Consider the following 15,788-nt stretch of genomic DNA (forward strand, 5'->3'; position numbering starts at 1 on the left):
GCAGCTTGGCTGAATTGCGAAACATTCTGGCTATTCTGTGCAATGCCGTCCAGCTTCGTCAGCCTTATAGTGAGATTCCCTCTCATTAAGGAACTCTGCCATGCGACTCGACAGTTCAGCATTTCCCGTGGTGAAGATCATTTTTGATGCGCCGAATGAAGGCGGGTCGCAGGACAGCTTCGTGATGTTCGAAGGCCTGCTGGCACGTCAGCAATCTTTTGTGTTGCTGTATGAAAAAGCCTTGGACGAACTGAATCACGCGCATTCCTATGAAGAGCGCGAGCACGCCTCGCACTGGATGAAGACACACCGGCAGGCCCTGCGTGCGTATGTCAAAGGCATGATCCAGGTGGAGCCCTGCGCGGCCAAGCGCCGGGCACTCAAGCCGTTCGCCGCGACGTTTGGCAATGCCTGGGGTTATCCGCTGCTGATGGTGGCGTCCAATGACCAGGCGTGGGCGCTGGCGCGGGATGTGCTGGATGAGCAGGTGTCGGATGTGACGTATTTCTAAGCGATGCACCGCCTCCCGCCAGTGGGACTGCCGAGCGCATTGAAGTATCCTCCGCGCCCCGCTTACCACTGATTCAAAGAACGATGACAGGACAAGACATGCAGGCGCTGTTGGAGTCGATTCTCGACGAAGTTCGTCCACTGATCGGCCTCGGCAACGTCGCCGACTACATTCCCGCGCTGGCCGACGTACCCGCCGATCAACTGGGGATCGCCGTGTACGGCAACGACGGCGCAGCCTACTGCGCCGGGGATGCCGATACCCTGTTCTCGGTGCAGAGTATTTCCAAGGTGTTCAGCCTGGTGCAAGCCATCGACCACGGCGGCGAAACCATCTGGGAGCGCCTCGGCCACGAGCCCTCGGGGCAACCGTTCAACTCCCTGGTGCAGCTGGAATTCGAACGCGGCCGCCCGCGCAACCCCTTTATCAATGCCGGCGCGCTGGTGATCTGCGATATCAACCAGTCACGCTTTGCCGTGCCGATTCTGTCGATGCGCGACTTTGTGCGGCGCCTGTCGGGCAACCCGCAGATCCTGGTCAACAGCGTCGTCGCCGAATCGGAAGCACAACACGGCGCGCGCAACGCGGCCATGGCCTACCTGATGAAGTCGTTCGGCAACTTCCATAACGACGTCGACGCGGTGCTCCACAGCTACTTCAACTACTGCGCGTTGCAGATGAGCTGCCGGGACCTGGCCAGGGCGTTCAGTTTCCTGGCCAACGAGGGGGTGAGTGCCCACAGCGGCGAGCAGATCCTGACTGCGCGCCAGACCAAGCAGGTCAACTCGATCATGGCCACCAGCGGGCTGTATGACGAGGCGGGGAACTTCGCCTATCGCGTGGGTTTGCCGGGCAAGAGCGGGGTCGGCGGCGGCATTGTCGCGGTGGTTCCGGGGCAGTTCACGGTGTGCGTGTGGTCGCCGGAGTTGAACGCGGCGGGGAATTCGCTGGCGGGGATCAAGGCGTTGGAATTGTTGAGTGAGCGGATTGGGTGGTCGGTGTTTTGAGGCCGCTCCCGTGTGTGCAGGAAGCATCACGAATCCACATGTGGGAGGGGGCTTGCCCCCGATTACAGTGTGTCAGTCAATACAGCTGTGACTGATCTACCGCTATCGGGGGCAAGCCCCCTCCCACATTTTGGTTCGGTCTGCTATCGCCTATCAGGCAATCGCATCCCAGGCCCGATCGCCGTGCTCGTCTTTGATCCGAGTCGGCAGGCCCATCACGTCCAGCGCTTTCAGGAACGGCTCAGCCGGCAGTTCCTCGACGTTGGCCATGCGCTTCACATCCCACTCACCACGCGCTACCAGTAGCGCAGCGGCGACCGGCGGCACGCCGGCGGTGTAGGAGATGCCCTGGCTGTCGGTCTCGGCGTAGGCTTCTTCATGATCGGCCACGTTGTAGATGAACACCTCGCGCGGCTGGCCGTCCTTGGTGCCTTTGACCAGGTCGCCGATGCAGGTCTTGCCGGTGTAGCCGGGGGCGAGCGAAGACGGGTCGGGCAGCACGGCCTTGACCACTTTCAACGGCACCACTTGCAGGCCTTCGGCGGTGGTGACCGGCTTTTCGGAGAGCAGGCCGAGGCTGTTCAGCACGGTGAACACGTTGATGTAATGCTCGCCGAAGCTCATCCAGAAACGCACGTTGGGCACGTCGAGGTTTTTCGACAGCGAGTGAACTTCATCGTGGCCGGTCAGGTACAGGTTCTGCGAACCGACCACAGGTAGGTCGTCGGTACGTTTGACTTCGAACATGGTGTTGCTGGTCCACTGGCTGTTCTGCCAGCTCCACACCTGTCCGGTGAATTCGCGGAAGTTGATTTCCGGGTCGAAATTGGTGGCGAAGTATTTGCCATGGGAGCCGGCATTGACGTCGAGAATGTCGATCGAATCAATGCGGTCGAAATGCTGTTGCTGCGCCAGCGCGGCATACGCGTTGACGACACCCGGGTCGAAGCCCACGCCAAGGATGGCGGTGATGTTCTTCTGTTTGCACTCTTCCAGGTGGTTCCATTCGTAGTTGCCGTACCACGGCGGGGTCTCGCAGATTTTGCCCGGCTCTTCGTGGATGGCGGTGTCGAGGTAAGCCACGCCGGTATCGATGCAGGCACGCAGCACCGACATGTTGAGGAAGGCGGAGCCGACGTTGATGACGATCTGCGATTGTGTCTCGCGGATCAGGGCCTTGGTCGCTTCCACGTCCAGGGCGTTCAGCGCGAAGGCTTGGATGTCGGCGGGTACTTTGAGACTACCCTTGGCCTTGACGCTGTCGATGATGGCCTGGCATTTGGAGATGTTGCGCGACGCAATAGCAATACGACCGAGTTCGTCGTTGTGCTGCGCACACTTGTGGGCCACCACCTTGGCGACACCTCCTGCACCAATGATAAGAACGTTCTTTTTCAATTGCTTTATCTCTCCTTTATCCGCCAGCTTACGAAAGGCTGGACAGGTAGTCGTCGTAACCAAATTCACGAACCACCTCGACTGTACCGTCGAGTTGTTTCACTACGATGGACGGCATTTTCAGGCCGTTGAACCAGTTTTTCTTGACCATGGTGTAGCCCGCGGTGTCGATGAACGACAGCCGATCGCCGATGGCCAACGGACGATCAAATTGATACTCGCCGAAAATGTCCCCGGCCAGGCAGGATTTGCCGCACACCATGTAGGTGTGTTCACCCGTGCTCGGCGCCAGCTTGGCATTGAGGCGGTAGATCAGCAGGTCCAGCAGGTGGGCTTCGATGGAACTGTCGACCACGGCCAGGTGTTTGCCGTTGTACAGCGTGTCGAGCACGGTGACTTCCAGCGAGGCGCTGTTGGTGATCGCCGCTTCGCCGGGTTCCAGGTACACCTGCACGCCGTACTTCTCGGAGAACGCCTTCAAGCGCGCACAGAATGCGTCCACGGCATAGTCTTCACCGGTGAAATGGATACCGCCGCCGAGGCTGACCCACTCGACCTTGTGCAGCAGCGCGCCGAAGCGTTCTTCGATGGTGCCGAGCATCTTGTCGAACAGGCTGAAGTCGTCGTTTTCGCAGTTGTTGTGGAACATGAAACCGGAGATCTGCTCGATCACGCCTTCGATCTTCACCGGGTCCCATTCGCCCAGGCGGCTGAACGGACGCGCCGGGTCGGCCAGCAGGTAATCCGAACTGCTCACCTGCGGGTTGACGCGCAGGCCGCGGGTCTTGCCTTCGCTACGTTCGGCAAAACGCTGCAGTTGGCTGATGGAGTTGAAGATGATCTTGTCGCAGTTTTCCAGCATCTCTTCGATTTCATCGTCGGCCCAGGCCACGCTGTAGGCGTGCGCCTCGCCTTGGAATTTCTGGCGACCGAGCTTCAATTCATACAGCGACGACGACGTGGTGCCGTCCATGTATTGCTGCATCAGGTCAAACACCGACCAGGTGGCAAAGCACTTGAGCGCCAGCAACGCTTTGGCGCCGGACTGTTCGCGCACGTAAGCAATCTTCTGCATGTTGACCAGAAGTTTCTGTTTATCGATGAGGTAGTACGGCGTTTTGATCATTTTTGAGAGCCTGCGGCGGTGCCTGCCAAAAAAGGACACGCATTGTGCCCGCACTTGGAGCAGATCGAAAGGTTAGCGGGCGGATTTTGCGCGTCGGGTTTCCAAGCATAGCCCCGGAATATGACTCTCCAACGGCATGCATCGACCCAATGTGGGAGGGGGCTTGCCCCCGATAGCGTTGTGTCAGACGCCCGATAGGCCAGCTGATCCACCGCCATCGGGGGCAAGCCCCCTCCCACATTCGGATCGCGGTGTGTCCAGGGCGCTGACATCAAACCGTCATCTGTCCACCACGTTCCTGCCACATTGCGTCGCTAATGTCCTCGCCAATGAGATCGATCTCAAGCGAGTGACCATGACTGATTTGAAAGACGTTGCACGGCTGGCCGGGGTCTCCCGTGCCACCGCTGCCCGCACCTTTGCCTCTCCCGACCAAGTACGCCCGGCGACCCGCGAACAGGTGTTCGCCGCTGCCCGCGAGCTGGGTTTTCGGCCTAACTTGCTCGGCCGCCAACTGCGCCTGCAAACCACCAACCTGATCGGCGTGGTGGTGCCCAACCTGCTCAACCCGGTCTTCGCCGAGCAATTGCAGGCCATGGAGCGGGCGGCCCGTTTGCGCGGCTATAGCCTGTTGCTGGCAACCACCGACTACAACAGCGAGCGCGAAAGCATTGTGGTGGAAGAGTTGCTGCGCCAGCGCGTCGACGGTCTGGTGCTGACGGTGACGGATGCCGAAAGCAACAGCGTGCTGCACAGCCTGGCCACCGAGCAGACGCCGTTCGTGCTGGCCTACCACCAACCCAGCAACCCCGACTACAGCGCCGTGTCCGTCGACAACCGCGCCGGTATGGCCCTGGCGACGCGCTATTTGCTCGAAGCGGGGCACCGGCGCATCAGCATGGTCGCCGGCCCCGCGTTGCAGTCCGACCGCGCACGTCTGCGTTACGCCGGTTATTGCGATGGGATGAAAGAGCATGGCCTCCAACCTCGCGCGGTGATCGAAATGCCGGCCCACACCCAGGCCGAGTTCGCCGTCATTGCACCGTTTCTCAACGGCCCTGATGCACCGACCGCGCTGGTGTGTTCCAACGACTTCCTGGCGATCAGCCTGATCGCCGAGCTGCGCCGCAACGCCTGGAACGTACCCGAGCAACTGTCAGTGATGGGCTTCGACGGCATCGCCCTCGGCACCCAGATGCACCCGACGCTGTGCAGCGTGGTGCAGCCCATCGCCTTGCTTGCCAGCACCGTGATTGACCAGTTGCTGGCGCAGATCGCCGGCAACGCCCCGATTTCCCATTGCCTGCCTTGCCATATCCGGCCGGGTGAAAGCACTCAACCCCATGAGGAGACCCTTGATGCGCGTATTCAGTAAAACCCTGGCCGCCGTGCTGCTGTGCGGCATGGCCAGCCTGGCCCAGGCCGCCGACACGGCGATTTGCTACAACTGCCCGCCGGACTGGGCCGACTGGGGCACCCAGCTCAAGGCCATCGCCGCCAGCACTGGCGTGCAGGTGCCGCTGGACAACAAGAACTCCGGCCAGTCCCTGGCGCAGTTGGTGGCGGAGAAAGCCGCTCCGGTGGCCGACGTGGTGTATTACGGCGTGACCTTCGGCCTGCAGGCGCAAAAGGCCGAGGTGGTCGATGGCTACAAACCCAAAGGCTGGGAGCAGATTCCCGCCGGCTTGAAAGACCCGACCGGCCACTGGTTCGCGATCCACTCCGGCACCTTGGGCATCATGGTCAACGTCGATGCGCTGGGTGGCTTGCCGGTGCCGCAAAGCTGGGCCGACCTGCTCAAGCCTGAATACAAAGGCATGGTCGGCTACCTCGACCCGTCCAGCGCTTTCGTCGGCTACGTGTCGGCGGTGGCAATCAACCGCGCCCTGGGCGGCGACCTGGACAACTTCGCCCCGGCCATCGACTACTTCCAGAAACTGGCGAAAAACGCCCCCATCGTGCCCAAGCAAACCGCCTATGCGCGGGTGTTGTCCGGTGAGTTGCCGATCCTGGTGGACTACGACTTCAACGCCTACCGCGCACGCTACAAAGACAACGCCAACGTCGCGTTCGTGATTCCCCAGGAAGGCAGCATCAGCGTGCCCTACGTGATGAGCCTGGTGGCCAACGCACCGCACCGCGCCAATGGCGAAAAAGTGCTGGATTTCGTGCTGTCCGATGCCGGCCAGGCGCTGTGGGCGAAGGCTTACCTGCGCCCGATACGCCCGGTGCAGATGCCGACCGAAGTCGCCGCGCAGTTCCTGCCCGACAGCGATTACGCCCGCGCCGGCGTGGTGGACTACCAGAAAATGGCCGCCGTGCAGGAAGCCTTTGCCGCTCGTTACCTGAACGAGGTCAAGTAAGTGGCCGCATCGGCAAGACATACCGCCTGGGCCCTGGCCCCGGCCTTTGCGGTGCTGCTCGCGTTCTGGCTGTTGCCGCTGGCGCACCTGATGGTGCTCGGCGCCGAGAGCCGCGACAGCAACGGCAGCGGTTACTGGCAGGTCCTCAGCAGCGCGCAGTATCTAGGCAGCCTGGCGCAAACCTGTGCGCTTGCGGTGTTCGTCACACTCGTGGCGTTACTGATCGGCGGCATCAGCGGTGTATTCCTGGCGCGCCAGCAGTTTTTCGGGCGTTCGGCGCTGGTTGCGTTGCTGACGTTTCCGTTGGCATTCCCGGGTGTCGTGGTGGGCTTTTTGGTGATCCTGTTGGCCGGGCGCCAGGGCCTGCTGGCGTCCCTGGGCCTGCAGTTGGCCGGTGAGCGCTGGATCTTCGCTTACTCGCTGGCCGGGTTGTTTATCGGCTATCTGTACTTCTCGATCCCACGGGTGATCCTCACGGTGATGGCCGCCTGCGAAAGCCTCGACCGCAGCCTGGAAGAAGCCGCGCACTCGTTGGGCGCAGGGCATTGGCGCGTGGTGTGCGATGTGATCGTGCCGGGCCTGGCACCGGCGTTGGCGTCCTGCGGGGCGATCTGCTTTGCCACGTCCATGGGCGCCTTCGGTACGGCGTTCACCTTGGGCACGCGGCTGAACGTGACCCCGGTGGCGATCTACAACGTGTTCACCAACTACGCCAACTTTGCCGTCGCCGCGGCGCTTTCCGTGGTGTTGGGCGCGCTGACCTGGGCAGTGTTGCTGCTCACCCGGCGCTGGGTGAAAAACGCGGGGACGGTCCTGTGAAGCGCTCATCGCTGTTCGTGATGCAACTGCTGTTTACCCTGCTGGTGTGCGCCTTCATGTTGGTGCCGGTGTTGATGTCGTTGCTGGCCGGGCTCACGCGCAATTTCTTTGTGGGCCTGTCCAGCGGCCTGACCTTCGATTGGTTGATTCAGGTCTGGCAGGCCTATTCGCCGACGGTGTGGTTGTCGCTGCAACTGGCCCTAGCCTGCGCGGTGTGCGTCTGCGTGATCGGCGTGCCCGCGGCCTACGCCCTGGTGTGCATGAACAATCGCTTCAGTCGCGCCTTCGAGGAACTTATGGTGCTGCCGGTGGCGATGCCGGGGCTGGCCAGCGCGTTGGCCTTACTCTTGACCTACGGCCAGTTCGGCGCGTTTCGCAGCAGTTGGCTGTTCATTTTGGTCGGCCATGTGCTGTTCACCTTGCCGTTCCTGGTGCGCCCGGTGATGGCGGTGATGCAACGCCAGCAACTGCCGGTGCTGGAGGAAGCGGCGGCGAGCCTGGGGGCAGGTCCCATCAAGCGCTTTTTCAGCGTGGTGGTGCCCAACTGCCGGGCAGGCATTCTCGCCGGTGTGCTGATGGTGGTCACCTTGTCGCTGGGTGAATTCAACCTGACCTGGATGCTGCATACGCCCATGACCAAGACCCTGCCGGTGGGCCTGGCCGACAGCTACGCCTCGGCGCGCCTGGAAATCGCCAGCGCCTACACCCTTATCTTTTTGCTGATGATCGTGCCGCTGCTGATTGCGTTGCAGGCCATCAGTGCTCGTTTGTCCCGTGGAGAGCGTCGATGACCGCTATCACTATCCGCCTGCAAGGTTGCCGCAAGGCGTTCGCCGACGGCACCGTCGCCGTGCATGACTTGGACCTGACCGTCGAAGGCGGCGAAACCCTGGCCATCCTCGGCCCGTCCGGTTGCGGCAAAACCACGACGTTGCGCTTGATCGCCGGCCTGGAACGCCCGGACGTGGGCCAGGTGTTCTTTGGCGACCAGGAGGTCACGCGCCTGCCCATCGAGCGCCGCGATGTGGGCATGGTGTTCCAGAACTATGCGCTGTTTCCCAACCTGGATGTGGCCGGGAATATCGTCTATGGCCTGAAGATTCGCGGCGTGTCGCCAGCGGAGCGCAACAAGCGCTGCGAGGAACTGCTGGAACTGGTCGGTTTGCAACACCACGGCAAGCGCAGCATTCATGAACTGTCGGGTGGGCAACGCCAGCGCGTGGCCTTGGCCCGTGCGTTGGCGCCGCGCCCCAAGGTGCTGTTGCTGGACGAACCCCTGGCCGCCCTCGATGCGCAATTGCGTGAGCGCCTGCGCAGTGAGTTGAACCAACTGTTGCGCGGCCTCGGTATCACCTCGGTGTTTGTCACCCACGACCAGGGCGAAGCCATGGCCCTGGGGGATCGCATCCTGGTGATGGAACACGGCCGCGTCGCGCAACTGGCCAGCCCGCGGGACATCTACCAGAAACCGGCCAACGCCTTCGTCGCAGGCTTTGTCGGCAACCTGAATGCCTTCCAGGTCATTGAGCCGTCGCCCCATGGTTTGAAAGTCTGCGGCGGCGAATTGCCGTGGCATGCAGCGCAGTTGCCCGGCACCGTGTACTGCCGCCCCGAACACTTGCGGGTGATGGAACACGAAGGGCATCTGCACGGCCATCTGCTGGCGCAGTTTTTCCAGGGCGCGCAAAGCCGCCTGCTGGTGGATGTGGGCGGCCCGCAACCGTTGCTGGTCGACAGCAGCGACAACCAGCTGTACGCCGTCGGCGCGCCGATTGCCTTGGCCATCGCGCCGCACATGTTGTTCACCCTGAATGCGTGAGAGTTGCCTTGTGAACCGTCCGTTTCTTGTTGCGCAGATCAGCGATCTGCACCTTAAAGCCGGCCAGCGCCTGACTTACGGCGTGGTCGACACCTTGGGCGCGTTGCGCCGTGCCGTCGACCATCTGAACGCCAGCCACCCGCGTCCCGATATCGTGGTGATCAGCGGCGACCTGGTGGACTTCGGCCGCGCCGATGAATACGCCGTGCTGCACCCTGAACTGGCGCGCCTGCACATGCCTTGCTACCTGGTGCCCGGCAACCATGACACGCGCGGGCCGTTGCTGGATGCGTTCCGCGATCACACCTACTTGCCGAGTTCGGCGGCGGGCCCGTTGGATTGGGTGGTCGACGCCCACCCCCTGCGCCTGATCGGCCTCGATTCCACCATCCCCGGCGGCCATGGCGGCCAACTGCTGGACAGCCAGTTGCAGTGGCTCGACCAACAGTTGGCACTGCGTCCGCAAGTGCCGACCGTGCTGATCCTGCATCACCCGCCGTTTATCAGCGGCATCGGCCATATGGACCGCGAGCACTTTATCAATGCCGCCGCCCTCGAAACCGTCGTGGCGCGCCACCCGCAGGTGGAACGCTTGCTGTGCGGGCATTTGCACCGGTCGATGCAGCGGCGTTTCGGCGGCAGTTTGAGCTGTGTATGCCCTGGCACGTCGCATCAGATCGTGCTGGACCTGCAAGACGCCGCGCCGGCGCATTTCAACCTGGAACCGGCGGGTTACTTGTTGCATCGCTGGGATGCGCAACAGGGGTTGGTCAGCCACAACGGCGTATTCGGGGACTACCCGGGGCCATATCCGTTTTATGACGCTCATGGATTGATTGACTGAGGTTCTACGGAGGTTCACTTCACCCAACCAAGTAACTGAACGTTAGTTAACGCAACGGCCAACTCATGTGTGGCCGTGTGCTTCCTGCTGTCCATTTTTAGCGCCCGGAACTTGGATTCCGCGCCGGAGTTCGTCCTGATGAAAGCTACTTTGAATGTATTAAGCCTATTGACCGGCAGCCTGGGCATCGCCCTGAGCCCCCTGGCGTCGGCCGATTTCTTGAGCGACAGCAAAGCCAACTTGAGCATGCGCAACTTCTACTTCAACAACGACAACCGTGACGGCAGCGCCGCACCGTCGAAGACTGAAGAGTGGGGCCAGGCGTTCATACTCAATTACCAATCGGGCTTCACCGACGGCACCGTTGGCTTTGGCCTGGACGCGGTCGGCATGCTCGGCATGACCCTCGACAGCAGCGCCGGGCGCCATGTGGGCAGCTCGATGATCCCTACCGACGACGGCAAGGCCGTGGACAACTGGGCTCGCGGCGGCGCCACCGCCAAGGCACGCTTCGCCAAGACTGAAGCGCGCTACGGCTACCTGCGCCCGAACCTGCCGATCCTGGTGAGCAACGATGGCCGCCTGTTGCCGCAATCGTTCGAAGGCGGGCAGGTCACCAGCAAAGACATCGACAACCTGACCCTGATCGGCGGTCAGCTTCAACACACCACCGGGCGCGGCTCCAGCGACCGCAGCGGCCTGGCGGCGGCGGGCGGCACCCAGGAAAGCAATAAATTCACCTACGCCGGTGCCGACTACCAACTGACCAAGGACCTGATGGTCCAGTACTACTACGCCAACCTCGAAGACTATTACCAACAACACTTTGCCGGCTTGATTCATGTATTGCCGCTGGGCGACTACGGTTCGTTGAAAACCGACCTGCGTTACTTCAAGACCACCTCCGACGGCAAAAACAGCAGCGCCGCCGGGCGCGCCGAAGGCTACAAGTTCAGCGGCTATACCAAAAACGGCAGCGGTGAAATCGACAACAACACCTGGAGTGCGGCCTTCATCTACTCCCTGGGGTCTCACGCGATTACCGCCGGTTACCAGCAAGTGTCCGATGACAGCAACTTTGCCCAACTCAACCAGGGCGGCCTGGTGAACAAAGGGGAGGGCGGCTCCAGCCTGTACCTCTACACCGACCGGACGGTGCAAACCTTTATCCAGGCCGGCGAACGCACGGCCTTTGCGCAGTACGCCTATGACTTCGCGGCGTTGGGCGTGCCGGGCTTGAAGGCGTCGATGATGTATTTGAAAGGCGACCATATCCTCACCGCCAGCGGGAACAACGCCAGCGAGTGGGAACGGGATATCTCGTTGGATTATGTGGTGCAGAGCGGCACTTTCAAGAACGTCGGGTTCGGCTGGCGCAACGGTATGTCGCGCAGTGAGGTCGCGCGGGACCAGGATCAGAATCGGCTGTTCGTGAGCTATTCGATTCCATTGATGTAACAGCCTGTAGGAGCGAGTTTGCTCGCGAAGAACGCCAACGATCATGCGGGCTGCCTGACGGTACGCGGCGCACTTGGGTTTTTCGCGAGCAAGCTCGCTCCTACAAGGGTCAGGTGTTCAGGCGCCGCGAGCGCGGTATTAACATGAGTAAATCTTGTGATCATCAGGAATAAAATGAGTTTGTCTCACTATCGTCATCTGCCGACAATGGCTGCCATTACTACCTACAGTGGAGTTGTAAGTCATGGCAGTCGCTCATTCCCTCGGATTTCCGCGCATTGGACGCGATCGTGAACTGAAAAAAGCGCAGGAAGCGTTTTGGAAGGGCGAACTCGACGAAGCCGGCCTGCACGCTGTCGGCCGCGATTTACGCAAGGCGCATTGGGCCTTGCAAAAACAGGCTGGCATCGAGCTGTTGCCCGTCGGTGATTTTGCCTGGTACGACCAGGTACTCACCCATTCGCTGATGTTCGGTGTGATCCCTGAGCGTTTTCGCCCGGCCGATGGCAAAGCCACCTTGCAGACCTTGTTCGGCATGGCGCGTGGCGTCAGTGACAATTGCTGCGGCGGGGCGCACGCCCAGGAAATGACCAAATGGTTCGACACCAATTACCATTACCTGGTGCCTGAGTTCAGCGTCGACCAGCACTTCCACCTCGGCTGGGACCAGCTCTTCGACGAGGTCAAGGAGGCGCTTGACCTGGGGCACACCGTCAAACCCGTGGTGATCGGCCCGCTGACCTACCTGTGGCTGGGCAAGGCCAAGGGCGGTGATTTCGACAAACTCGAGCTGCTCGACCGCCTGCTGCCCCTGTACGGCCAGATCTTCCAGCGCCTGGCTGACCTGGGCGTGGAGTGGGTGCAGATCGACGAGCCGATTCTGGTACTCGACCTGCCGCAAGCCTGGAAAAACGCCTTCGAGCGTGCCTACAACCTGATCCAGCGTGACCCGCTGAAAAAGCTGGTCGCGACTTACTTCGGTGGCCTGGAAGAAAACCTCGGCCTGGCCGCCAACCTGCCGGTGGATGGCCTGCACATCGACCTGGTGCGCGCACCGGAGCAGTACCCGACCATTCTCGACCGCCTGCCGGCCTATAAGGTGTTGTCCCTTGGGGTCGTCAACGGGCGTAACGTCTGGCGTTGCGACCTGGACAATGCCCTGGCCACCTTGCGGCACGCCCATGAAAAATTGGGCGAGCGTCTGTGGGTGGCGCCGTCCTGCTCGTTGTTGCACAGCCCGGTCGACCTGGGCCGTGAAGACCAGCTCGATAACGAGTTGAAAAGCTGGCTGGCGTTCGCCGTACAGAAGTGCGCCGAAGTGGCCGTGCTGGCCCAGGCCGTCGACCAGCCCGACGCGCCGAACGTGCTCGCCGCGCTCGCCGAAAGCCGCGCCGTACAGGCGGCCCGTGCCGCATCGCCGCGCATTCATAAACCGGCGGTGCAAGCCCGCGTGGCGGCAATCACCGCTCAGGACAGCCAGCGCCAATCGCCGTTTGCCCAGCGCATCGAGACACAACGTGCCGGTCTCAAGTTGCCGCTGTTTCCGACCACCACCATCGGTTCGTTCCCACAAACCGCGTCGATCCGCCTGGCGCGTCAGTCCTACAAACAAGGCAAGTTGAGCGAAGCCGAATACGTCGAGGCGATGCACAGCGAGATTCGTCACGCCGTTGAGGTGCAGGAAAACCTCGGCCTGGACGTACTGGTGCATGGTGAAGCCGAGCGCAATGACATGGTCGAGTACTTCGCCGAGCAATTGGACGGCTACGCCTTCACCCGCTTCGGCTGGGTGCAGAGCTACGGTTCACGCTGTGTGAAACCGGCGGTGATTTTCGGCGACCTGAGCCGCCCGCAGGCGATGACCGTGGCGTGGATCCGCTACGCCCAAGGCCTCACCCGCAAGGTGATGAAAGGCATGCTGACCGGCCCGGTGACCATGCTGATGTGGTCCTTCCCGCGTGAAGACGTGAGCCGTGAAGTGCAGGCGCGTCAACTCGCCCTGGCGATCCGTGACGAAGTGGTCGACCTGGAAGCCGCCGGCATCCAGATCGTGCAGATCGATGAAGCCGCGTTCCGTGAAGGCTTGCCGTTGCGCCAGGCGCAGTGGCAGCACTATCTGGACTGGGCCACCGAAGTGTTCCGCCTGTGCGCCTGCGGCGTGCGTGACGAAACCCAGATCCATACGCACATGTGCTACAGCGAGTTCAACGATGTGATCGAGTCCATCGCGGCGATGGATGCCGACGTGATCACCATCGAAACCTCGCGCTCGGACATGGAACTGCTGGACGCGTTCGAAGCCTTCGCCTACCCGAACGACATCGGCCCGGGCGTCTATGACATCCACTCGCCACGGGTGCCGGACGCCTCGGAAATGGCCAACCTGCTGCGCAAGGCCGCCAAACGCATTCCGGCAGAACGCTTGTGGGTGAACCCCGACTGCGGCTTGAAAACGCGCGGCTGGCCGGAGACGGAAGCGGCCCTGATCCATATGGTCGCGGCGGCGCGGCAACTGCGCGCCGAACTGGCGTAACACGGCCTGACAAGGTGGGAGGGCGCTTGCGCCCTTTCACCGCAGGCGCAGTGACAGGTCACAGGTATTTAAGCCACGCCACATCCCGCCGCCGCGCCTTCAGCCCGGCAAACCAGCGCACCGGCCAATACAGCGCCATCGGCAAGAGCAGCGCGACCAGCCATACCGCGCCAACACCGTCGAAGCCGAAGTAGGCGCCATGGTTGAGGCCCAACAGCGCCACGCACGCGACATAGAGCATCTTCAGCACATACAGGTGCAACAGATAAAAGAACATCGGGGCTGCGCCGAATACCGCGAGCACGCCGATCCAGCGCCGCTGCCCCACGCGTTCAAGCGCCAGCAGCAATAACAGGCCAATGCCCAGCGTCAACGCGAGGAACAACAGCGACGGCGGATACTTGGTGACATTGAAAAAGCTCATCAACGTCAGCACGCCGCTGTCATACGCGTGCCACGGCTGCTCGCCATAGCCATTGGCCGCCCGCAACAACACGAATCCCAGCAATGCACCGAGCCCCGCCCGCAACAGGTAACGCTGGCGCAGGGCAGGCGCCATGGCCGTGGCAAACCATGGGCCCAGTCCGTAACCCAGCGCGATCACACCGATCCATGGCAACACCGGGTACGTGATGCGCAATCGCAGGTGATCGGACACCTCGACCCAACTACGCTCATGCAGGAGCGCCCACACAGTCTGCAGCGCTGTCCCTGGAGCGAAGTGCAGCGCGTCCAGCAGGTTATGCCCGGCCATGATCACCAGTGCCAAGCTGATCAGCAGCGGGCGCGGCAACCACAGCAGCGCGGCGAGGGCGATCATGCTCAGGCCAATCGCCCAGATCACCTGCAGGTAGATGACGCTGGGCGGCAGTTGGAAGGTCCAGGCAAAGTTGACCAGGCTGAACTCCAGCACGATCAAGAACAGCCCGCGCTTGAACAGAAAGGCCGACACATCGCCACGGCCCTGGTATTTTTGCCCGTACAACCAGGCGGACAGCCCGGTGAGCAACACAAACACCGGCGCACACAGGTGGGCGAGGGTACGGCTGATAAACAGCGCGGGCTCGGTGCTGTCGAGGCTCATCGGGTCGCTGACCTGACGGTGCAGCAGGAAGGTTTCGCGCACATGGTCCAGCAGCATGAACAGGATCACCAGGCCGCGCAGGGCGTCGATGGAAAGCAGGCGTTGGCGCACGGGAGCAGCGTCGGTCATGGGCGTGGATCACAAGGGCAGGATGGAAAACGAATGTTATCCTATAACGTATGCGCGCGCCGCTGCGCGAAGTCATCGAGAGCGAACAGGTTCGCGTCTGGCATCGGGAGAGGCTGATCATGAGCAAACCACACAACGACACCCCGCACGCCGTCGTCGATTTCTGGACGCAGGCCGGCCCCAAGCGTTGGTTCGCCAAGGACGCAGCGTTCGACGCGGCGTTTCGCGACACCTTCCACACCACCCATTTGCAAGCGGCGCGGCGTGAGCTGGAGGGCTGGCTGGACTCGGCGCAAGGTGCGCTGGCCTTGCTGATCCTGCTCGATCAGTACCCGCGCAACGCGTTTCGCGGCACGGCGCATATGTTTGCCACGGACCCGTTGGCGCGCTTGTATGCGCGGCGCATGGTGGATGCTGGGCTGGATCAATTGGTCGAACCGGCATTGCGTGCGTTTTGCTATCTGCCGTTTGAGCATTCCGAAGACGCGCAAGACCAGCAACGCTCCCTGCTCCTCAACCAGCAGTTGGATGCCAACACTTACCGTTGGGCCAAGGAACACGCGCGGATCATCGAACGGTTCGGGCGCTTTCCCCACCGCAATGAGGTGCTGGCCAGGACGACCACGGAGGCGGAACGGGCGTTTCTGGAGCAGGGCGGGTTTGCCGGTTGAGGCGCTATTCCGCCGGGGAATGCCCC

The 15,788-nt window shown here is 61.9% G+C and carries 14 protein-coding genes and 1 pseudogene; 12 read left to right on the forward strand and 3 right to left on the reverse strand.

What is annotated here, in order from left to right; translation table 11 throughout:
• Positions 1-100 precede the first annotated feature (100 nt).
• Both AC07W0_RS13340 and glsB read left to right on the forward strand, forming a co-directional pair.
• Positions 101-511, forward strand: a complete 411-nt coding sequence (locus AC07W0_RS13340; protein WP_046383689.1) for a hypothetical protein — start codon at positions 101-103, stop codon at positions 509-511.
• A 98-nt stretch (positions 512-609) separates the two neighbouring features.
• The gene (gene glsB / locus AC07W0_RS13345; RefSeq protein ID WP_102617589.1) at positions 610-1,518 is read left to right on the forward strand and encodes a glutaminase B; all 909 of its coding nucleotides are present in this window, start codon (positions 610-612) and stop codon (positions 1,516-1,518) included.
• Positions 1,519-1,671: 153 nt separating this feature from the next.
• On the opposite strand, the gene AC07W0_RS13350 is transcribed toward glsB, so the two are convergent.
• Entirely contained in the window at positions 1,672-2,916 is a 1,245-nt protein-coding gene (locus tag AC07W0_RS13350; RefSeq protein ID WP_017846534.1) for a saccharopine dehydrogenase family protein, read from the reverse strand.
• Positions 2,917-2,944: 28 nt separating this feature from the next.
• Positions 2,945-4,042 carry a carboxynorspermidine decarboxylase gene (locus AC07W0_RS13355; protein WP_017846533.1) on the reverse strand — a complete coding sequence of 366 codons (1,098 nt, stop codon included), beginning with the start codon at positions 4,040-4,042 and terminating at the stop codon, positions 2,945-2,947.
• Between the two features lie 355 nt (positions 4,043-4,397).
• On the opposite strand from AC07W0_RS13355, the gene AC07W0_RS13360 reads away from it, so the two are divergent.
• From AC07W0_RS13360 to metE, 9 genes and pseudogenes are all read left to right on the forward strand, one after another.
• Positions 4,398-5,417, forward strand: a complete 1,020-nt coding sequence (locus tag AC07W0_RS13360; protein WP_102617587.1) for a LacI family DNA-binding transcriptional regulator — start codon at positions 4,398-4,400, stop codon at positions 5,415-5,417.
• On the forward strand, positions 5,401-6,405 hold the full coding sequence (locus tag AC07W0_RS13365; protein WP_046484480.1) for an ABC transporter substrate-binding protein: 1,005 nt from the start codon (positions 5,401-5,403) through the stop codon (positions 6,403-6,405). The genes AC07W0_RS13360 and AC07W0_RS13365 overlap by 17 nt, the downstream gene beginning before the upstream one ends.
• Positions 6,406-7,224 carry an ABC transporter permease gene (locus AC07W0_RS13370; protein WP_017846530.1) on the forward strand — a complete coding sequence of 273 codons (819 nt, stop codon included), beginning with the start codon at positions 6,406-6,408 and terminating at the stop codon, positions 7,222-7,224.
• Positions 7,221-8,015 (forward strand): ABC transporter permease, encoded by a 795-nt coding sequence (locus tag AC07W0_RS13375; RefSeq protein WP_017846529.1) that lies wholly within the window; start codon positions 7,221-7,223, stop codon positions 8,013-8,015. Before AC07W0_RS13370 ends, AC07W0_RS13375 begins: the two co-directional genes overlap by 4 nt.
• Positions 8,012-9,043, forward strand: coding sequence for an ABC transporter ATP-binding protein (locus AC07W0_RS13380; RefSeq protein WP_057004682.1), 1,032 nt, complete (start codon positions 8,012-8,014; stop codon positions 9,041-9,043). Before AC07W0_RS13375 ends, AC07W0_RS13380 begins: the two co-directional genes overlap by 4 nt.
• Positions 9,044-9,053: 10 nt before the next feature.
• Complete coding sequence (locus AC07W0_RS13385; RefSeq protein WP_017846527.1) at positions 9,054-9,887, forward strand: phosphodiesterase; 834 nt, start codon at positions 9,054-9,056, stop codon at positions 9,885-9,887.
• Between the two features lie 138 nt (positions 9,888-10,025).
• The gene (locus AC07W0_RS13390; protein WP_046383684.1) at positions 10,026-11,345 is read left to right on the forward strand and encodes an OprD family porin; all 1,320 of its coding nucleotides are present in this window, start codon (positions 10,026-10,028) and stop codon (positions 11,343-11,345) included.
• An 18-nt stretch (positions 11,346-11,363) separates the two neighbouring features.
• Positions 11,364-11,450, forward strand: a pseudogene (locus tag AC07W0_RS13395) (outer membrane lipoprotein carrier protein LolA); the annotation flags it as partial.
• A gap of 139 nt (positions 11,451-11,589) precedes the next feature.
• Positions 11,590-13,878, forward strand: coding sequence for a 5-methyltetrahydropteroyltriglutamate--homocysteine S-methyltransferase (metE, locus tag AC07W0_RS13400; RefSeq protein WP_017846525.1), 2,289 nt, complete (start codon positions 11,590-11,592; stop codon positions 13,876-13,878).
• Positions 13,879-13,936: 58 nt separating this feature from the next.
• Here the strand turns inward: metE and AC07W0_RS13405 are convergent, their stop codons facing one another.
• Positions 13,937-15,091, reverse strand: a complete 1,155-nt coding sequence (locus AC07W0_RS13405) for an acetyltransferase domain-containing protein (RefSeq protein WP_102617586.1) — start codon at positions 15,089-15,091, stop codon at positions 13,937-13,939.
• Between the two features lie 119 nt (positions 15,092-15,210).
• Here AC07W0_RS13405 and AC07W0_RS13410 point away from each other — a divergent pair, with 119 nt between their 5' ends.
• Positions 15,211-15,762 (forward strand): DUF924 family protein, encoded by a 552-nt coding sequence (locus tag AC07W0_RS13410; RefSeq protein ID WP_046484530.1) that lies wholly within the window; start codon positions 15,211-15,213, stop codon positions 15,760-15,762.
• The last annotated feature ends 26 nt before the right edge of the window (positions 15,763-15,788 follow it).

This window comes from Pseudomonas sp. GW704-F2, from assembly GCF_059423025.1.